At 64.8% G+C, this 18313-nt stretch carries 19 protein-coding genes and 1 pseudogene; 7 read left to right on the top strand and 13 right to left on the bottom strand.

Going from position 1 to position 18313, the window contains the following annotated elements:
- Nucleotides 1-34: 34 nt before the first annotated feature.
- Entirely contained in the window at nt 35-1525 is a 1491-nt protein-coding gene (gene crtD, locus RGUI_RS09065) for a 1-hydroxycarotenoid 3,4-desaturase CrtD (protein WP_081532758.1), read from the top strand.
- Nucleotides 1526-1566: 41 nt separating this feature from the next.
- Nucleotides 1567-2442: a carotenoid 1,2-hydratase gene (gene crtC, locus RGUI_RS09070; protein ID WP_081536034.1), complete on the top strand. Its 876-nt coding sequence runs from the start codon at nt 1567-1569 to the stop codon at nt 2440-2442.
- Between the two features lie 357 nt (nt 2443-2799).
- On the opposite strand, the gene RGUI_RS09075 is transcribed toward crtC, so the two are convergent.
- From RGUI_RS09075 to RGUI_RS09085, 3 genes are read right to left on the bottom strand one after another with little or no spacing between them, the layout of a single operon-like run.
- Nucleotides 2800-3282, bottom strand: coding sequence for a TspO/MBR family protein (locus RGUI_RS09075; RefSeq protein WP_156882923.1), 483 nt, complete (start codon nt 3280-3282; stop codon nt 2800-2802).
- A 27-nt stretch (nt 3283-3309) separates the two neighbouring features.
- The gene (gene crtB / locus RGUI_RS09080) at nt 3310-4365 is read right to left on the bottom strand and encodes a 15-cis-phytoene synthase (protein ID WP_081532759.1); all 1056 of its coding nucleotides are present in this window, start codon (nt 4363-4365) and stop codon (nt 3310-3312) included.
- Nucleotides 4366-4369: 4 nt separating this feature from the next.
- Nucleotides 4370-5941 (bottom strand): phytoene desaturase, encoded by a 1572-nt coding sequence (locus RGUI_RS09085; protein ID WP_371587423.1) that lies wholly within the window; start codon nt 5939-5941, stop codon nt 4370-4372.
- Between the two features lie 131 nt (nt 5942-6072).
- Here RGUI_RS09085 and RGUI_RS09090 point away from each other — a divergent pair, with 131 nt between their 5' ends.
- Genes RGUI_RS09090 through bchO form a run of 5 tightly spaced genes read left to right on the top strand, consistent with a single transcriptional unit; the run spans nt 6073 to nt 10424 of the window.
- Complete coding sequence (locus RGUI_RS09090; RefSeq protein WP_081532761.1) at nt 6073-6849, top strand: hypothetical protein; 777 nt, start codon at nt 6073-6075, stop codon at nt 6847-6849.
- A complete protein-coding gene (gene bchI, locus RGUI_RS09095; RefSeq protein WP_081532762.1) occupies nt 6846-7859 on the top strand; it encodes a magnesium chelatase ATPase subunit I in 1014 nt (337 codons plus the stop codon). The genes RGUI_RS09090 and bchI overlap by 4 nt, the downstream gene beginning before the upstream one ends.
- Complete coding sequence (locus RGUI_RS22500; protein WP_371587365.1) at nt 7846-9006, top strand: hypothetical protein; 1161 nt, start codon at nt 7846-7848, stop codon at nt 9004-9006. Before bchI ends, RGUI_RS22500 begins: the two co-directional genes overlap by 14 nt.
- Nucleotides 9007-9038: 32 nt before the next feature.
- The gene (locus RGUI_RS22505) at nt 9039-9551 is read left to right on the top strand and encodes a VWA domain-containing protein (RefSeq protein WP_371587367.1); all 513 of its coding nucleotides are present in this window, start codon (nt 9039-9041) and stop codon (nt 9549-9551) included.
- 9 nt (nt 9552-9560) lie between these two features.
- The gene (gene bchO / locus RGUI_RS09105; protein WP_081532763.1) at nt 9561-10424 is read left to right on the top strand and encodes an alpha/beta fold hydrolase BchO; all 864 of its coding nucleotides are present in this window, start codon (nt 9561-9563) and stop codon (nt 10422-10424) included.
- A 59-nt stretch (nt 10425-10483) separates the two neighbouring features.
- On the opposite strand, the gene RGUI_RS09110 is transcribed toward bchO, so the two are convergent.
- From RGUI_RS09110 to bchL, 10 genes and pseudogenes are all read right to left on the bottom strand, one after another.
- Complete coding sequence (locus RGUI_RS09110; protein ID WP_081532764.1) at nt 10484-10921, bottom strand: cytochrome c family protein; 438 nt, start codon at nt 10919-10921, stop codon at nt 10484-10486.
- Nucleotides 10922-11093: 172 nt separating this feature from the next.
- Nucleotides 11094-11912 carry a putative photosynthetic complex assembly protein PuhE gene (gene puhE / locus RGUI_RS09115; protein ID WP_371587369.1) on the bottom strand — a complete coding sequence of 273 codons (819 nt, stop codon included), beginning with the start codon at nt 11910-11912 and terminating at the stop codon, nt 11094-11096.
- Nucleotides 11909-13024 (bottom strand): magnesium-protoporphyrin IX monomethyl ester (oxidative) cyclase, encoded by a 1116-nt coding sequence (acsF, locus tag RGUI_RS09120; protein WP_081532765.1) that lies wholly within the window; start codon nt 13022-13024, stop codon nt 11909-11911. Before acsF ends, puhE begins: the two co-directional genes overlap by 4 nt.
- Nucleotides 13021-13317, bottom strand: a complete 297-nt coding sequence (locus RGUI_RS09125; protein ID WP_081532766.1) for a hypothetical protein — start codon at nt 13315-13317, stop codon at nt 13021-13023. The genes acsF and RGUI_RS09125 overlap by 4 nt, the downstream gene beginning before the upstream one ends.
- 51 nt (nt 13318-13368) lie before the next feature.
- The gene (gene puhC, locus RGUI_RS09130; RefSeq protein WP_081532767.1) at nt 13369-13836 is read right to left on the bottom strand and encodes a photosynthetic complex assembly protein PuhC; all 468 of its coding nucleotides are present in this window, start codon (nt 13834-13836) and stop codon (nt 13369-13371) included.
- Between the two features lie 3 nt (nt 13837-13839).
- Nucleotides 13840-14472 (bottom strand): photosynthetic complex putative assembly protein PuhB, encoded by a 633-nt coding sequence (gene puhB / locus RGUI_RS09135; RefSeq protein WP_081532768.1) that lies wholly within the window; start codon nt 14470-14472, stop codon nt 13840-13842.
- A gap of 17 nt (nt 14473-14489) precedes the next feature.
- A complete protein-coding gene (gene puhA / locus RGUI_RS09140; protein WP_081532769.1) occupies nt 14490-15278 on the bottom strand; it encodes a photosynthetic reaction center subunit H in 789 nt (262 codons plus the stop codon).
- Nucleotides 15279-15295: 17 nt separating this feature from the next.
- Nucleotides 15296-16735: a PucC family protein gene (locus RGUI_RS09145; protein WP_081532770.1), complete on the bottom strand. Its 1440-nt coding sequence runs from the start codon at nt 16733-16735 to the stop codon at nt 15296-15298.
- 112 nt (nt 16736-16847) lie between these two features.
- Nucleotides 16848-17417: pseudogene (bchM, locus tag RGUI_RS09150) on the bottom strand (magnesium protoporphyrin IX methyltransferase); the annotation flags it as partial.
- A complete protein-coding gene (gene bchL / locus RGUI_RS09155; RefSeq protein ID WP_081532771.1) occupies nt 17417-18313 on the bottom strand; it encodes a ferredoxin:protochlorophyllide reductase (ATP-dependent) iron-sulfur ATP-binding protein in 897 nt (298 codons plus the stop codon). The gene bchL and the pseudogene bchM, both read right to left, overlap by 1 nt.

Consider the following 18313-nt stretch of genomic DNA (forward strand, 5'->3'; position numbering starts at 1 on the left):
GGTCCCGAGTCAACATTCCTTGAGGTGGATCAAAATGACCTCGACATCGCAAAAAGTCGTCGTCATCGGCGCCGGAATGGGCGGGCTTTCAACCGCGATCCGGCTGGCAAATGCGGGCCTAGACGTTCAGGTTGTGGACCGCGCGCCCGTTCCCGGCGGCAAGATGCGCACCTTCGCCACCGATGCCGGCCCGTCCGATGCGGGCCCCACCGTGATGACCATGCGCCCGGTCTTCGAAGAACTGTTCGACAGCGTCGGCGCAACCCTTACCGACTATGTCACCCTCCATCGGGAGGAGGTCCTGGCCCGCCACTGGTGGCCGGACGGATCGTCGCTCGACCTGTTCGCCAGTCGCGAGGACAGCGCCGCCGCCGTGGGCACGTTCGCGGGCGCAAAGGCCGAAAAGGAATTCCGCGCCTTCTGTCGCCGGGCCGAACGTCTGTTCCGGGCGTTCGACGCGCCGATGATGCAGGCCGCCGAACCCTCGCAAGGCGCGCTGACGCGCGAGGTGATGACCCATCCGTGGCTGATCTTCGACATGGCGCCGCTGAAAAGCCTGTGGTCCAGCCTGAACGCGCAATTCTCCGACCCGCGGCTGGCGCAGTTGTTCGGGCGTTATGCCACCTATGTCGGTGGCTCCCCCTTCAAATCCCCCGCCCTTCTGGGCCTGATCTGGCATGCCGAGGAACAGGGCGTCTGGCGGGTCGACGGCGGCATGCACAAGCTCGCCCGCGGCCTGCACAAGCTGGCAGAGGACAAGGGCGTCACCTTCACCTTCAAGACCCGCGCGACCCGGATCGAGACCCAGGGCGGGAAAGCCGCCGCCGTGCATCTGGAGGACGGCACCCGCCTGCCCGCCGATATCGTGGTCTTCAACGGCGACCCCGCGGCGCTGCACTCGGGCCTGCTGGGCGGTGACGTTCGCAAGACCGTGAAGACGGGCGCCACCCATCCGCGCAGCCTGTCGGCCTATGTCTGGTCCTACGCCGCAAAGCCCCACGGGCCGGAAATGGTGCACCACAACGTCTTCTTCTGCGCCGACCCGCATACCGAATTCGACCCCATCGCCCGCGGCCATATGCCCGAGGACGGAACGCTCTATATCTGCGCGCAGGACCGCGGCAGCGGGAAAACGCCGCAGGGTCTGGAACGGTTCGAAATTATAATGAATGGACCGCCCATGGCCGACGGGGCCGACCCGACCGACGAGGAGAAAGAGACGTGCCGGACACGCACCTTCGAGACGCTGGCCAAGTTCGGCCTGACCTTCGATCCGACACCGGAGGCGACATGGCTGACGACGCCGCGACAGTTCGCGAAGCTGTTCCCGGCGTCGGAAGGTTCCATCTACGGGCGGAGCCCGCACGGCCTGACAGCCTCTCTGAAACGGCCCACGGCGCGGACGAAGCTGCCGGGCCTCTATCTGGCGGGCGGGGGGGCGCATCCGGGGGCGGGCATCCCCATGGCAACCCTCTCCGGCAGGCACGCGGCCGCGGCGATCTTGACGGACCTTGCTTCAACCTAGAGGTCCCCTCCGACGGCTATGCCTGGTGGTATGTCGACGGGATCAGCCATGACGGCGACCAGCAGATCTCGATCATCTCGTTCATCGGTTCGGTCTTTTCGCCGTGGTATCGCTGGTCGGGCCGAGTGAACCCCGAAAATCACTGCTGCATCAACGTGGCCACCTATGGCAAGGGCGGCCGCTGGACGATGACCGACCGGGGCCAGGCCGCCCTGCGGCAGACCGCGAACACGTTCGAGGTGGGGCCATCGAAGCTGACCTGGAAAGGCGGCAAGCTGTACATCGATATCGACGAGATGTCGTGGCCGCACATGACCCGGCTGAAGGGGCGGGTGACGGTGACGCCGTCCGCGGTGACCGATGTCGAACTGCCGCTGAAGGCGGACGGATCCCATGTCTGGCGGCCCTTCGCGCCCTCGTCAGAGATCGAGGTCGACCTGAACCAGCCCGGCTGGCAATGGACGGGGCATGGCTATTTCGACTCCAATTTCGGGATCCACGCGCTGGAGGATGACTTCAGCTACTGGACTTGGGGCCGCTTCCCGACAAAGGACAACGGCGCCTATTGCTTCTACGATGCCTCGGTGCGGGACGGGTCGGAACTGGCCGTGGGGCTGCATTTCGGCGCCGAAGGCTCGGTCGAGGTGATCGACGCCCCGCCGCGCACGCGGTTCTCCCGCTCGAAATGGCTGGTGAAACGCGAAACCCGTGCCGACCCGGGATACAAGCCTCGGCAGGTGCACGACATGCTGGATGCACCATTCTACTGCCGCTCCACCGTCAAGACGCAGATCTTCGGCGAGGAAACCGTGGGCGTGCACGAGGCGCTGGACCTGAACCGGTTCGCCAGCCCGCTGTTGAAGCCGATGCTGGCGGTCAAGGTGCCGCGCAAGACGGGCTGGTCGTTCGAGGGGTGAGGGGCCTGCCCGTACAGCCCACACCAAGCGATTTCCTTCGGACTGTTACGGAGCATCATTCCGATGTGGGCCCGGACGACCAGTCCGGGCCGCGCCCGACCCTCCCCTAGGAGGCCGCTTTGGCGATGCCTCAAACCGGACACACGCCATTCGGGCTTATTAGATAAATCGCTGCCGACAAGACTTGGGCGGCGCCCTCCAGGGTCGGGCGCGGCCCTCCGCACGCGGCTCAGTCCGGCGTGGCAAAGTTCAAGAACAGACCGCCACTAACACACGCCATCCTTTCGCGTGCCTCTCAGTCGTAGCACACGCATCTTAACCCGCCATCAACCTGTTTCGCATGCGAAACTTTTGCCGTCAGGCGCCGGCCAGTTGCTCTGCATCGGGGTTGCGGCGCCAGATGGAGAAGTTCAGCGCAAAGGCATAGCTGCCCCAGACCACGTAAGGCGCGATCAGCAGACCGGCGACCATGTCGACCCGGTAGAACGCCACCGCCATCGCCACGACCGACAGCCACAGGCCCATCAGCGCCACCAGCGCCGCGCCCAGCTTGTGCAGCCCGAAGAAGATCGGCGACCAGAGCGTGTTGAACGCCACCTGCAGCGCCCAGATGCCCAGCGCGTACATGACCTCGGGGTGGCCAGAAATCGCGACCCGCATCGCGGCATATGACATCATGATATACAGCACCAGCCATGCCAGCGGGAACAGCCAGTTGGGCGGGGTCCATGAGGGCTTGTCGATCCGGCGGTACCATTCGCCGGGGCCGAAGAACTGCCCTGTCGACCCCGCGGTCAGACAGGTGAAAAAGAACAGCGCGAAGAGGGGCCAGTCGATCATCACGACCTCCGATTGTGCGTCCTGCCCCTAGATAGCCCGTCGTCCGCTTTGTTCCAATGCGGCAGCGCGTCGTGCCTGTTCCTGCGCCTTCAACTGGGCGAGAGCGGCGATGACGGTGCCCGCACGCCCCTCTCCCCACGGATTGTCGGACGGAAGGCGTTCGGCCGCGGCCTCCACCAGATAGGCGCATTCGGGCAGCGGCTTGGCATAGAGCACGGCCGAGCGCGGCATCACCGCCACCAGCACCGATTCAAACGCCGACAGGATCAGCCAGCCGATCTTTTGCCCTTTGTTCGTATAGGCGCGGCGGGTGATGTTGTCGTAATCGGCCCGCGCAACCTCTCGCGAGATACCGGCATAGATGTGCCGCGCAGCGAAAATGCCGGGGCGGCAGCACCACGGCAGTTCGGCGATGCCCGGCTCGGCGCGAAAATACAGACGGTTGGCATCGGCCACCAGACGCTTGGTGATCCGGCGGATCTGCCGGGTCGGCTGCGGATTGGCGAGGAACTCCTCGACATCGACGCCGGCCTCTTCCATCCAGTCGAGCGGCAGGTAGAACCGGCCCTCCCGCGCGTCTTCGCCGACGTCGCGGGAGATGTTGCTCAGCTGCATGGCCACGCCCAGGTCGCAGGCCCGCGCCAGCGCATGGGGGTCGCGCACGCGCATCAGCACGGTCATCATCGCCCCCACCGCCGCGGCGACGCGGGCGGAATAGGCGTAGACGCCAGAGAGGTCTTCGTATCGCTTGTGCACCGCGTCCCAGGCCATGCCTTCCAGCAGGGCCTCGGGCAGGGTGCGCGGCATCTCGAATTCCTCGACCACGGCGGCAAAGGCCCGGTCGGCGGGGGCGTTTCGGGGCGTGCCGCGATAGATCAGCTCCAGCCGCTCGCCCAGCGCCAGGACAGCGGCGCTTTTGTCCTGCACCAGATCGACGGCGTCGTCGGTCATCCGGCAAAAGGCATAAAGCGCAAGGGCAGGATCCCGCACGCGGCCCGGCATCAGGCGCGAGGCCGCGTGGAAGGAGTACGACCCGGTGCGGATCGAGTCTTCGCAGTGCTTCAGATCCGCCGGGTTGATCATCGCCTCAGTCCGCCGATGCCGGTGCCGCGTCGGGCACGAGTTTCGCCATCACCTCGGCCGAGGTGATCACGCTGGGCAGGCCCGCCCCGGGATGGGTGCCGGCGCCGACCATATACAGGCCCTCGACCTCTTCGCTGATATTGTGCGGGCGGAAATTCGCGCTTTGGAAAATCCGCGGCTCCAGCGAGAAGCCCGCACCGAAGGGCGACAGATACCGCATCTGGAACGTCTCCGGCGTGAAGTAGAGGCTTGTCGACACCTTGTCGCCCAGACCCGGCATCAGCTTTTCTTCCATGAAGTCCTGCACCATCTGACGATAGCGTTCGCCATTGGCCTTCCAGTCGATGGGATTGTCGCTGTGCAGGTTCGGCACCGGCGACAGCGCATAGAAGGTATCGTCGCCCTCGGGCGCGGCACTGGGGTCGGTGACGCTGGGCCGGTGGATATAAAGGCTCATATCGTCGGCGAGGTTTTCCTGATCGAAGAAGATCTCGCGCACCAGGCCCTTGTAACGCGGGCCGTTCAGCACCGTGTGGTGGCCCACGTCCTTCCACATGTCGCGCGTGCCCTTGGTGCCGAAATACCAGACGAACAGGCCCATCGACCACCGCTTCTTGTTCAGCGTCTCGTCGGTCCAGCGCCAGCGGGGCACGTTGCGCATCAGGTGGCTGTAGGTGAAGCCCGAGTCGGCATTGGATACGACCAGATCGGCATCGATCACCTCGCCCGAGGCGAGTTTCACACCCGTCACCTTGCCGAAACGTTTGGGGCTGGTCTTCTTCACGAGGATCTCGTCGACCTCGGTTTCCAGCCGCATCAGGCCGCCCTGCCATTCCACGACATCGGCCATGGCCTTCGCGATGGCCGCCACCCCGCCCATCGCGTAGTGGACGCCGAATTCCTTCTCAAGGTAACTGACGAGGATATACATCGAGGTCACGTTGAACGGATCGCCCCCGATGAAAAGCGGGTGGAACGACAGCGCCATGCGCAGGCGTTCGTCCTTCACCCGGCTGGCGGCATGGGCATAGACCGACTTGTCCGCGCGCAGCATGCCGAAGATGTGCAGCACCTTGCCCAGTTCCCACCACTCATGCATCGGGCGGCGGCCAAGGTTTTCGAACCCGAACCAGTAACGCTTTTCGCTGTCCTTCAGGAACTTGTCATAGCCTTCAAGGTCAGAGGGCGAGAGCCGGGCAACCTCGGCCCGCATGCGGTCGGTGTCCTGACAGGCCCGGAAGCGTTCGCCATCGTCGAACACGATTTCATAGAACGGGTCCATCGGGGCAAGCTCGACGTCCTGCTTGAATTCGCGCCCGCAGGCCTTCCACAGCTCTTCGAACACCCAGGGCACGGTCACGATGGTCGGGCCAAGGTCGAAGCGGTGCCCGTCCTGCCAGATCGCCGATCCGCGCCCGCCGGGCACGTCGAGCTTGTCGACCACGGTCACGCGATAGCCCTTGGCCCCAAGGCGCATGGCAGCCGCAAGACCGCCCAGCCCGGCGCCGATCACAACAGCATGGGGACGGTCTGCGCGGACGGCCTCGTCCGCCAGGGCGGGATCAACTCGTGTCATCATGTCGCTAGGTTAAACCTGTCTAGTTTAGTTTACAATGCTTCTACCGGATACGCACCGGGGACGGCAGGCACCTTGCCGTCGCACCCCCGATGCCACAGAAGATCGACAGTTGCGAAGGAGAATCGCACATGCAAGTCACCACCGTCAGCTTTTTCCGTTACAACAACTGGGCGTCCCGCCTGGAAGCGTTCAGCCAGATGGCGCGCGGCCGGTATGCCCTGAAGAATGTTGCGGGGCTGGAGTTTTTCAAGCTGCTGGGCACGGGGTCGGATGCGGGCTTCAACCCCCGGCCGAATATCAACGTCAACGCCATCTTCTGCGTGTGGAAAGACATGGATGCCGCCAAGGCGGGGCTGGCCAGTTCGATCACCCACCGCGTGCTGCGCGCCCACTCGGTCGAGACCTACACGATCTACCTGACCCCCACCTCGGCCCGCGGCATGTGGTCGGGCGTGGAGCCGCTGACGGTGACCGAGTCCCCCGACGATAGCGGCAACGTCGCCGTTCTGACCCGCGCCACCGTGAAACTGCCCGTCGCGCTGAAATTCTGGGCCGAGGTGCCCGAAGTGCAGGAACGCGTCGCCAAGCACCCCAACTGCGCCTTCCACATCGGCATGGCCGAGGTGCCGTGGGTGCAGCAGGTGACCTTCTCGCTGTGGAACAACATGACGGAAATGGGCGGCTTCGCCTATGGCAACTGCCCCCATGGCAACGCGGTCAAACATGTCCGCGAAGGCGACTGGTTCAAAGAAGAGATGTATGCCCGCTTCAACATCCTTGAAGAAGAGGGTACTTGGGAGGGCGGAAGCCCGATGAGTCTGCTCAAGACCGGTCGGACATTCGACGAGCCCAAGAAAGCGCCGAAGAAGAAAAAGGCGCCCAAGAAAACGGAAGAGCCTGCATGACACAACCCTTTCCCTTCTCCGCCATCGTCGGTCAGGAGGAGATGAAACAGGCGATGATCCTCACGGCAATCGACCCGGGGATCGGTGGCGTTCTGGTGTTCGGCGACCGCGGAACCGGCAAATCGACGGCCGTGCGCGCGCTGGCCGCCCTGTTGCCGCCGATCCACGCCGTCGCAAGCTGCCCGGTCAACTCGCCCTCGCTCGACAAGTGCCCGGACTGGGCGCATCTGACCACGACCGAGATCGTCACGCGGCCCACCCCGGTGGTGGACCTGCCGCTGGGCGTGACCGAGGACCGGGTGGTCGGGGCGCTGGATATCGAAAAGGCGCTGTCGTCGGGTGAAAAGGCGTTCGAACCGGGGCTCTTGGCCCGGGCCAACCGCGGGTACCTCTATATCGATGAGGTCAACCTGCTGGAGGATCATATCGTCGATCTCCTGCTTGACGTCGCCCAGTCGGGCGAAAACGTGGTGGAGAGGGAAGGGCTTTCGATCCGGCACCCGGCGCGCTTCGTGCTCGTCGGGTCCGGCAACCCCGAAGAGGGTGAGCTTCGGCCGCAGCTGCTGGACCGGTTCGGCCTGTCGGTCGAGGTCGCCTCGCCCAAGGATATCGATACCCGGATCGAGGTGATCCGCCGCCGCGACACCTACGAGATGGACTATGACGGCTTCATGGACAAATGGCGCCCCGAGGACGACGTGCTGCGCGACAAGATCCTCGCCGCCCGCGATCACCTCAAGACCATGGCAAGCGAAGATGCGGTGCTGCGCGACTGTGCGGAACTGTGCGTGGCGCTGGGGTCCGACGGTCTGCGCGGGGAGCTGACCCTGCTGAAAGCCGCGCGGGCGCTGGCCGCGTTCGAAGGCGCCGACAGCGTCAGCCGGTCCCATGTGAAAAAGGTTGCGCCGTCGGCGCTGCGCCACCGGCTGCGCCGCGATCCGCTGGACGAAGCCGGCTCTACCACCCGTGTCGGCCGCGTCGTCGAGGAGGTGTTGGGTGAGCCTGCCTGACAATTCGGTCTGGACCCGGGCAGAGGTTGGCCTGAACGCGCTGGCCGTCGACCCGGCGGGGCTGGGCGGCATGTGGCTGCGCGCCCGGTCCGGCCCGGTCCGCGATCGTGTGACGGCGGCCCTGTCGGGGCTGCCGCTGCCGCAAAAACGCCTGCACCCGTCGATCGGCGATGACCAGCTTTTCGGCGGGATCGACCTGACCGCGACGCTGTCAAGCGGCCGGCTGGTGCAGCGCAAAGGCCTTTTGGCCGATCCTGCAACGCTTGTCCTGCCGATGGCGGAACGGACCCAGCCGGGGCTGGCCGCACGTCTGGCCGGGGCGATGGATCAGGGCGCGGGCCATTGCCTGATCGCGCTGGATGAAGGGGCAGAGCCGGAAGAGGCGCTGCCCACCGCGCTGACCGACCGCCTGGCGCTGCATGTGGACCTTGACGCCCTGCCCTATGGCGAGACCGAGGACATCGTGCTGGACCAGGACGCGCTGGCCGAGGCCCGGGCGCGCCTGCCCAAAATCCGCGCCGCCGACAAGGTGCTGGAGGATCTGACGCTGTTGGCGATCCGGCTAGGCGTGGATTCCCTGCGCGCGCCGATGCTGGCGCTGCGCTGTGCCCGTGCGCTGGCCGCCATCGCCGGGAATGACGAGGTCGAGGCCGACGACCTGACCGCCGCGGTGCAACTGGTGCTGGGCCCCGCGCCACCCAGTTTCCCGAAGATGAGCCGGAGGATCAGCCGCCCCCCGACCAACCGCCCCCACCGGAAGAGGAACCCGACAAGGGCGAGAACGAGGATCAGGGCGAAACCCAGTCGCTGGAAGACCTGCCGCTTCAGGACATCCTGCTGGAGGCCGCCAAAGCCACCCTGCCCGCCGATCTTCTGGCCTCTCTCGCCACGAAACGCGCCAACCGGGGTGCGGCGGGCAGTGCCGGGGCCGGGGCCAAGATCAAGGGCAACCGCCGGGGCCGCCCGATCCCGTCCCGTCAGGGCCGGCTGGAGACCGGCTCTCGCCTTGACGTCATTGCCACGCTGCGCGCAGCGGCGCCCTGGCAGACGATCCGCAAGCGCGAATCCCGGTTCGAGCGGAACCTGCATATCCGCACGGACGATTTCCGCATCAAGCGGTTCGAGGAAAAATCCGACCGGCTGCTGATCTTCGTCGTCGATGCCTCCGGCTCTGCCGCGATGACCCGGCTGGCAGAGGCCAAGGGCGCGGTGGAACTGCTGCTGGCCGAGGCCTATGCGCGGCGCGACCATGTGGCGCTGGTGTCCTTCCGCGGGGAGGAGGCGGAACTGTTGCTGCCCCCCACCCGGTCGCTGGTGCAGACCAAGCGGCGGCTGGCCGCCCTGCCCGGCGGTGGCGGCACGCCGATGGCCGCGGGTCTGAAGACCGCGCTTGAGGTCGCCATTCAGGCCAAGGGCCGGGGCATGACGCCTACGGTGGCGCTGTTGACCGACGGGCGGGCGAATATCGCGCTGGACGGCACCCCGAACCGGGCGCTGGCGGCCGAGGACGCGCAGAAGATGGCGACGGCCATCCGCTTCAACGGGTTCCCGTCGATGGTCATCGATATGGGCAACCGGCCGGAACGCTCGCTCAAGGCGCTGGCCGACACGCTGGGCGGGCCCTATATCCCGTTGCCGAGGGCCGATTCAAACCGGCTCTCTTCCGCTGTATCGGCTGCGCTCGACGCCTAGAGGTGCCCCATGGACTGGACCCGGGACGGAACCGATTGGCCGAACCGGGACCAGTCCCGCTTCGTCCGCCACCGCCCCCATTACTGGCATATCCAGCAGGCCGGCGCCGGCCCTGTGGTGCTGCTGCTGCACGGCACCGGGGCGGCCACCCACAGTTGGCGTGACGTCTTTCCCCTGCTTGCGCGTGATTTCACGGTGGTCGCGCTCGACCTGCCCGGGCAGGGCTTTACCAAGCTGGGCGCCCGCCAGAGGTGCAGCCTTGATGCGATGAGCAAGGACATCTCGGGCCTGTTGCTGGCCGAGGATCTGTTGCCCGATGCCATCGTCGGCCATTCGGCCGGCGCGGCGCTGGGGCTGCGGATGGTGCGCGATCTGGCCAGACCGCCCAGGGCGATTGTCGGAATCAACGCCGCGCTTGAAAACTTCAAGGGGGCGGCGGGGTTCCTGTTTCCAATGATGGCCCGCCTGATGGCGCTGAACCCGTTCTCGGCCCCCGAAATCTCCCGCTGGCTGGGCAATGCGACGGGGGTGGAAACGATGATCGCCGGCATCGGCAGCCGCTTGTCGCCAGAGGGTCTGGCGCTGTACCGGCGGCTGGTGGCGGACCGGCACCATACCGATGCCACGCTTGCCATGGTGTCCCAGTGGTCGCTGGAGGGGTTGCAGCACGACCTGCCCGGAATCGAGGTGCCGACGCTTCTGATGGTGGGAGAAAAGGACCGGGCGGTGCCGCCGTCCAGTTCGGCCGATGCCGCGAAACGGTTGCCGCAGGCAGAGTTGCTGTGCTTTCCCGGTCTCGGGCATCTGGCCCATGAAGAGGCGCCAGAGGATGTGACCCGCGAAATCGGGGCTTTCCTTTCACGACACTTTTGAACGGCAAAGGCCGCCGGCATCTGCCAGCGGCCCTGCAAACCTGAGATCGAACAGGCGCCTTAGTCGGAGGAGCCGAGGCTGTTCAGATAGGCGTAGACGTCAATCGATTCCTGCTCCTTGCGGACCTTGTGGGTCATCGCGCCGCGGGCCTTGGGGTCGCCCAGGTAATCGCGGAGGAACGCGGTCGGGTCCTGCGTGTAGGTCACGAAATGCGCCTCATCCCAGACAAGGCCCTTCTCGCCCGCTTCTTCCATCGACTTGGAATATTTGAAGTCTTCCACGGCACCGGCATGGCGGCCGGGCACCTTGTAGAGGTTCGGACCGACCTTGGCGTTGCGGCCGGCCAGCGTTTCGCCGGCGTCGTTCACGACCACATGGCAGGTGATGCACTGCTTGAACGCCTTTTCACCGGCGGCCACGTCGCCCGATGCGTCAGCGGCCAGCGACGGGCCGGCGATCATGAGGGCGGCAGCAGCAACAGCGAGTTTCGAAGTCATAAAGTCTCTCCCTGACTCGATTTATCCGGTGCATACCATGGGGTGCTGCGGCGGTAACGTCAAACGCAAATAGTCAAGCCTTGCAACCGAAAGCGGCTAATTTGCATGGATTCCAAGTCTCTGCCCCCACGACAATGCCGCCGCTTACCGAGACGGCACACCAACGGCGCGATCAGATGCCGCGCAGGTCCTTGCGCCGGATCTCGGCTTTCTCGGCCACCGGCTTTTCCGGCAGCATCCAGCGCCAAAGCTTCTGATCCGGCAGGGGCAGGACCATCAGCCAGTGTTCCAGAAGCGCCAGCGCCGTGATCGCGGACAAGAGCGCAAAGCCGACCGTATCCGCCGTTGTCTGCGCGGAATAGAGGCGTTCGAGCCAGCAGAACACCGCGAAACTGAGAAACGACACCGATAGCGGGAAAAGCCAGTTCAGCTTGGCAATCCGGAAATGGCTGGGCAGATGGGCCAGCGGGGCCGGCAGAAACTCTACATTGATCTTGGGCACGCCCAGAAACAGGTTCAGCTTCGCCGAGATGCGCGCGAAGAACAGAACGATGAACGTCCATAGCCCGACGGTGTTCGGGGCATCCTGGCTGGTCAGCAGCATCGCCAGCAGAATCGCGACCAGAAGCGTTTCGTGATAGGCGATCGTGCCATAGGCGCGCAGGAATCTTTCCCACCCTTTCGCCCTGTCATGGCAATGGGTGGTGTTGGGGCCGGTGACGATGCCGGTCAGAAAGGCCAGTTCGACCCAGCCCCAGATCAGGATCGCGGCAAGAAAGGCAAGGTAGGACGTCGCCACATGTTCGACATGGCGGGTCAGTTCGAACAGCCACACGCCACCGCCAAGGGCCGGAAGCCCCATGATGGTGGCGCGCAGATGGGCCAGGTGGCCCCTGTGTTCGGCGTGGCGCACGACAATCAGGATCGCCCCGGTGGAAAACCACCAGATGAACAGGGCCGCAAGCGCCGCGAACCACGCCGTCGAAATCAATACACAGGCTCCAATCGTGTGGAGGCGGGCACGTCATGGTGCACCGCCGGGATGGTAAAGAGCATCGCAAAGGCCCAGACCGCGCGGGCCGACCCCGCCCATTCGCGCAGTTTGCCGGACAGCCCGCCGGACTGCTTGCCATCATCCACCTGAAGCGAGGCCGCCTGCAGCGCGCGCAGACCCTTGGCCCAGCGGGGATGGTCGATGTCCAGCGTGATCGGGAAGATCTGCTTGGACATCTCGGATGTCTTGCGGAAGACCTCATGCCCGAACGCGTCGGGGTCGATGCCGACCGCCTTGTGAAAGGCCGGGCGCTGGTGGTCGCGGACATGCATCGTGGCATACACGGCGGTCAGGAAGAACTTGATCCACCACACATTGCCGCCAGAGGTCAGTTTGGGGTCGGTCTTCATCAGCAGCGCGAATGCCTCCCCATGGCGGAACTCATCCCCGCACCATTCCTCGAACCACTTGAAGATCGGGTGGAACCGCTTGTCGGGATGCGCCTGAAGATGGCGGAAGATGGTGATATAGCGGGCATAGCCGATCTTTTCCGACAGGTAGGTGGCGTAGTAGATGAACTTGGGCCTGAAATACGTATACTTTTTCTTCTGAGTTAGAAACCCCAGGTTGACGGCAATGCCGGCCTCGCGCAGGGCGTCGTTGATGAACCCCGCATGCCGGGCCTCGTCCCGCGCCATCAGCTGAAACAACTCGGTGACGTCCTTGTTGCTGCCGCGGCGTTTCATTTCCTTGTAAAGGACACAGCCAGAGAATTCGGCGGTGCAGGAACTGATCAGGAAATCGATGAATTCCTTTTTCAGCTCGGGCTCCATCCCATCCCAGTCGACATGGTCCCAGTTCTCGTCCTTGCGGAAATGGCCCTTGTTGGGGTCGGCCTGCATCTCGGCGATCAGCGCGTCCCAGTCGGTGCGAACCGGGGTGACGTCGATGGCGTCCAGCGCCTCGAAATCGGTGGTGTAGAAGCGCGGGGTCAGCAGGGTGTCCTGCATGGCCACGGCGGTCGCGCTTTCGCTGTCAAGGACGGCCTGCGCCTCTTGAATCGCAAGACCTTCTTCGACGGTGGTCGCGTCGGCGGTATGGACATTCATAGCGTGGCCTCCCCGGAGAAGGAGAATTCGCACAGTTCCATGAATTCCAGATCGCCGGTCATCCGCGTCCACAGGCGCTGCAGGGCGTTGGCGCGGGTAATGGTGGCGACGCGGTCCTCGATCACGACCTCGCCATAGGGGGCCATGATCTCGGGGCCATGAACCAAAACTTCGTCGCCCGGATGGACGACGGCCCCGTTATTGAAGCGCAGATGCGCGTGAAGACTTTCGAACTTATGGGAAACTTCAACCGTGCACGGTGCAGTCTCCCTCTCCCGGGTGAATAGTCCCATCTTCTGGTTCCCTGTTTTTTGTGATGAGGGGCATGTTCCCGATCCCCTCGGTCAGTCCAGCAGCCGCGCGAAAGCTGCCTTGTTGTCGGCGCCGAAACCGACAAGCTCTGCCCGCCAACCGGTCAGGTCGTCGAACATAGAAATGCGCCCGCTTTCATAGCGGACAAGCCGTACGGGGGCATCCATCGGGGCGTCGATCTTGCCACGCTCCCGCTGAAGAACCCGCCAGATACCGGCGACAAACCCGCCCTTGTCGGCAGGGAACTCGTGAATCACATTTCCTTCGGTGTCATACACCGTGGCCGCCCCCGTCATGCTGCCCACAAGCACGACCTGCCGCTCTGCGGCGATCGGTTCGGCCAGATCCGGCATCGCCTCCAGCGGGCGGTCGGTGAACCGCGCATAGCCGGCAATCAGCAGCGCGACCAAGCAAAGGGCCAACATGCCCTTCAGCAGAAACGGGGGGATTTTCTCGTCATCCGGATGGACGGGAGGCTTGTTCGATTTTCTTGCGGCCATGTTCTACTCCGCAGCCACCGTGTCGTCGTCGGTGATGCGCGTCAGCTTGGGTTCGGCAACCCGCGTTTCCGCCGCTTCGGCAATCAGCCGCGCGACCTTGGCCGCGTCAGGGATGCAGCGGAACGCGGGTTCCGTACGGGCCATCCGCCACGGGCGGACATGCGGCCACGTCATGAGATAGGAGAACCGGGTGGTTCCCATCAGTTCGAATGCAATGGTGCCCGTCCCGGATTTGCGCAGGTCAAGCCCTGCATTGCCGATCCAGGTGTAGGGCAGGTTCAGCGTCATCGACAGCGCCGCACCGATGCGCAGCGCAACACGCCGGTTGGTGACGGTATATACCGTCGCCTTGGCCTGGACGAGGGCCGTGAGCATGAGAAGCCCACACACCACGGCCCCCAGGACCAGGAAGAACGAAGACGCGACCGCCGCCTGAGACAAGGACATCGTCTCGGTGGCGACGATCATGCGCCAGAGAAACAGCACGACGAAATATCCGGCCACCCAGTAAAGCGCGAGCGCCTCGCGGGCCAGTGCCCACCAGTCGGGTGCCCCCTGCCAGAGGATTTCCTCCCCCTCTGGCAGGTTTTCGGGCAGACCCTTGATAGGCTCAAAGTCGAAATCGTCGTGGGACATGCGTCCGGTCCGTTTCCTCAGAGTTGGAACTGCGCGTCAAGCCGCTCGTCGATGTCGGCGTAAAGCTTGCCGCCGGCGTAGTAGGCGCTGACCTTTTCCTCTTCCAGCTTGGTGACCTGGGTCGAGGATTTGATGGTCGGCACATTGGCGAAGTGCTTGCCGTAGATCGAGTGCACCATCACCTTTTTCTGGAAGAAGCCGATACGGGCCAGCGGCATCGGCAGCAGGCGGCGGCCGCCACCATGGGCGCCGTCGAGTTCCAGTTCCAGATAGCGCACGACGGCTTCCGGTTCGTCCACCCACATGTCGACGATCTTGCCGACGATTTCGCCATCGGCGGCCTCGACGGGCATGCCGCGCGGATCGCGACCGGCGCTGACCTTGAACGATTTCAGCGAGGCCAGCGGCACGATTTTCGGATGGCCCTGACCGGTCAGTTCCGGCTCATCCTCACGGGCACACCACGCGGCCGGGCCGACGCCGTCGATCATCGGATCGCCGGTGGGAACCAGCGGGTAGCCGTTGTTCGGGTTGGTTTTCTTGAGCGGCAGATTCGCGTTGCGCGGATCGGTCTTGCCGTTCGGCACGGTCAGTTCACCCTTGCCGTGGGGCAGGATGAAGGTTTTTTCCGCGGGAAGCGGGAACATGCCCTGGTTCGGCGCGGGATTGCCCGCCTCGTCTTCCAGGGGATAGCCTTCATGCATGTTCATGCGCTGGAGGTGGAATACCAGCCCAGCGAAGAACAGCCAGAACGACCAGATCGCCAAGGCGGCCAGATCGAAGTTTCCAAAGAATGCGTTGACCATTGGTTCGGTCCTCCAGGTCAGGTTGGGAAGTCGGCCAGCCCGATCTTGGCCGAGGAATCCCTGTTGGGATGGTTGCTGTCCTGTGGCCGCACGAGCGGCCCCAAGGCAATGAGTGTCACGAAGAGCAAGACGATCTCAATGTGGTAGACCGCCGCGTATCCGGTTGTCGCCGTTTCAAGCCCCTTGCCAAGCTGGCCCGACAGTGCGTAGTGATTCACCACGTCGCGCACGGACCCTCCGATCGCCACCGACAGGCCCGCCGCAGTGGCCTGCGCCGCGCCCCAGGCGCCCAGCGCCAGACCCCGGCCCGCCTTGCCCTCCGCTGGAAGCGACATCGCCGCGGTCAGGGTCGCAACGGCAAAAAGCCCGCCGCCAAACCCGATCAGCATCGCGCCCAGATAGAACATCGACGCGAACCCGAATGGCCCGGCCATGATCACCATGGAAAACGCCGCGATGCCCGACATCAGGCCCACCGCGCCCATGCGGTAGATGTTCATGCCCTGCCGCAGCCAGCGCGCCGCCATGGCGAAGCCGGCCAGCGAGCCGACCGCCCATGTTCCGGTCAAGAGCGTGGTGGCCGCCACGGACAGGCCCAGCACCTCGCCCCCGTAGGGTTCCAGCAGCACGTCCTGCATGTTGAAGGCCAGCGTGCCCAGCGCCACCACGGCCAGCAGCCGCCCGGCCCGGCCGCCCGCGGCGAAATCGTGCCACGCGTCGCCAAAGCTCGGCGGGCGGGTCGACCGCTCCTGCTTGGACATGGGGTTCATCGGTTCCTGCTTCCACAGCGCGATGAGGTTCAGCACAAGCGTCATCGCCGCCGCCCCCTGCACCACGCGGATCAGGGTCATTTGCGAGAAATCCCGCAGCAGGAACCCGATCACCAGCGCCGAAATGCCCATGCCCAGCAAGAACATCGCATATAGCAGCGCAACAACCCGCGGGCGGGATTCATCCGTCGCCCGGTCAGAGGCCAGCGCCAGCCCGACCGTCTGGGTCATGTGGATGCCAAGGCCGGTCATCAGGAAGGCCAGGGCCGCCAGGACCTCGCCCGCCCAGGCCGGGCCCAGCGTCTGGTCGCCCGACAGCACGATCAGCGCAAAGGGCATGACGGCAAGCCCGCCCATCTGCCAGAGCGAGCCGAACCACATATAGGGAATCCGCTTCCACCCGATGGCAGAACGGTAGTTGTCGGATTTGAAGCCCATCAGCGCGCGGAACGGGGCGGTCAGCACCGGCAGGGCGATCATCACCGCGACCATCGTTGCGGGAATGCCCATCTCGACGATCATCACCCGGTTCAGCGTGCCCAGCAACAGGACCGTGGCCATGCCCACCGAAATCTGGAACAGCGACAGCCGCAGCACCTGCCGAAGCGGGAAGTCCTGCGTCGCGGCATCCGCGAAGGGCATGTAGCGCATGCCAAGCTGGGCCAGTTTCCGGCTGCTCAGGATCATGGCTCAAGCTCCATCGCCTGGCTGATGTAAAAGCCCTTCGCCACCCGGTCGAGCGGGCGGAACGCCCCTTGACGCCCGCCTTGCGCAGGGCCTTGGCGATCCGCGCCTCCGAATGAGGGATGATCCGGGGGGAGCGGTCGGAGCGGGGGAAGATCTTGCCCACGACATGCATCGCCGACAAAAGCGGCGTCTTCGGCGCCACGGTGAAGACGATCTTGCCACGGGTCCGCGCCGCCAGCTTGGCCAGCGCGTCGGCGATATCCTTGGCCTTGTAGTGGATCAGGCTGTCCATCGCCATGACGTAGTCGAAGGACCCAAGGTTGTTGCCCAGCATGTCACCCGCCACGAAGGTGATCTGGCGGTGATACTTGTCGGGGATCCGCTGTTTCGCGACCTCCAGCAGGCTTGCAGAGATATCGACGGCCGTGACCTCCGCCCCCCGCTGCACCAGTTCCAGCGTCATTGGCCCGGCCCCGCAGCCGGCATCCAGCACCCGCTTGCCGGTCAGGTCGTCGGGCAGGCGGCTCAGCATCTGGGCGCGCATCTGGTCGCGGCCTTCGCGCACGGTCTGGCGGATACGGGACACCGGCGCATCAGAAGTCAGCCGCTCCCACGTCTTGGAAGCGGTGCTGCCGAAATAATGTTCCAGCCGTTCCCGGGTCTTGGCGTAGCTGCTGCTCATCAATCGAACCCAAGCAATTCAAAGATTTCGCGGTCGGGCAGCGGCGCGGGGGCCAGCGGGTCGGTCCCGTTCCACAGCGTCTCGGCCAGACGGACATATTCGGCGCGGCACTCGACGATGTCCTGATCGTCGGGCATCTCGAACAGCGTCTTCTTCATCAGGCGAGAGCGGCGGATCGCGTCGACCAGCGGCATATGCGCCAGCCGCTTGAAGCCCACCCGGTCGCAATACTTGTCCACCTGATCGGTGTCCTCGGACCGGTTGGCGATGCAGCCGGCAAGCCGCACGTTGTAGTTTTTCGACTTCGCCTGCACCGCGGCGATGATCCGGTTCATCGCGTAGATCGAGTCGAAATCGTTGGCGGTGACGATCACCGCGCGGTCGGCATGCTGCAGGGGCGCGGCGAACCCGCCGCAGACGACGTCACCAAGGACGTCGAAGATCACCACATCGGTGTCTTCCAGCATGTGATGCTGCTTCAACAGCTTCACGGTCTGGCCAACCACATAGCCGCCGCAGCCGGTGCCCGCGGGCGGGCCGCCGGCCTCGACACATTGCACGCCGTTGAAGCCGGGCGTCACGAAATCCTCGGGGCGCAGTTCCTCGGGGTGGAAATCCACCTCTTTCAGAACGTCGATGACCGTGGGTTGCAGGTGGCCCGTCAGCGTGAAGGTCGAGTCGTGTTTGGGGTCACAGCCGATTTGCAGCACGCGCTTGCCCAGCATGGAAAACGCGACGCTGAGGTTCGACGAGGTGGTCGACTTGCCGATCCCGCCCTTGCCGTAGACAGAGAAGACCTTGGCCCCCTCGATCTTCATGCTTTCGTCCTGATGGACCTGGACGGAGCCTTCGCCGTCCTCGCCCTTCAGCACGGGAATTTCATCTCTGGGGCTCAT

The sequence above is a fragment of the Rhodovulum sp. P5 genome, from assembly GCF_002079305.1.
In the GTDB taxonomy this organism is placed as follows: domain Bacteria; phylum Pseudomonadota; class Alphaproteobacteria; order Rhodobacterales; family Rhodobacteraceae; genus Rhodovulum.

Coding starts and splice junctions, on each gene's coding strand:
- crtD (WP_081532758.1), top strand. CDS start 35: ATGACCTCGACATCGCAAAAAGTCGTCGTCATCGGCGCCGGAATGGGC.
- RGUI_RS09125 (WP_081532766.1), bottom strand. CDS start 13,317: ATGGGACTATTCACCCGGGAGAGGGAGACTGCACCGTGCACGGTTGAA.
- RGUI_RS09110 (WP_081532764.1), bottom strand. CDS start 10,921: ATGACTTCGAAACTCGCTGTTGCTGCTGCCGCCCTCATGATCGCCGGC.
- puhA (WP_081532769.1), bottom strand. CDS start 15,278: ATGGTCAACGCATTCTTTGGAAACTTCGATCTGGCCGCCTTGGCGATC.
- puhB (WP_081532768.1), bottom strand. CDS start 14,472: ATGTCCCACGACGATTTCGACTTTGAGCCTATCAAGGGTCTGCCCGAA.
- acsF (WP_081532765.1), bottom strand. CDS start 13,024: ATGAATGTCCATACCGCCGACGCGACCACCGTCGAAGAAGGTCTTGCG.
- RGUI_RS22505 (WP_371587367.1), top strand. CDS start 9,039: ATGACCCGGCTGGCAGAGGCCAAGGGCGCGGTGGAACTGCTGCTGGCC.
- bchI (WP_081532762.1), top strand. CDS start 6,846: ATGACACAACCCTTTCCCTTCTCCGCCATCGTCGGTCAGGAGGAGATG.
- puhC (WP_081532767.1), bottom strand. CDS start 13,836: ATGGCCGCAAGAAAATCGAACAAGCCTCCCGTCCATCCGGATGACGAG.
- RGUI_RS09090 (WP_081532761.1), top strand. CDS start 6,073: ATGCAAGTCACCACCGTCAGCTTTTTCCGTTACAACAACTGGGCGTCC.
- RGUI_RS09085 (WP_371587423.1), bottom strand. CDS start 5,941: ATGACACGAGTTGATCCCGCCCTGGCGGACGAGGCCGTCCGCGCAGAC.
- RGUI_RS09075 (WP_156882923.1), bottom strand. CDS start 3,282: ATGATCGACTGGCCCCTCTTCGCGCTGTTCTTTTTCACCTGTCTGACC.
- crtB (WP_081532759.1), bottom strand. CDS start 4,365: ATGATCAACCCGGCGGATCTGAAGCACTGCGAAGACTCGATCCGCACC.
- RGUI_RS09145 (WP_081532770.1), bottom strand. CDS start 16,735: ATGATCCTGAGCAGCCGGAAACTGGCCCAGCTTGGCATGCGCTACATG.
- bchL (WP_081532771.1), bottom strand. CDS start 18,313: ATGAGCCCCAGAGATGAAATTCCCGTGCTGAAGGGCGAGGACGGCGAA.
- bchO (WP_081532763.1), top strand. CDS start 9,561: ATGGACTGGACCCGGGACGGAACCGATTGGCCGAACCGGGACCAGTCC.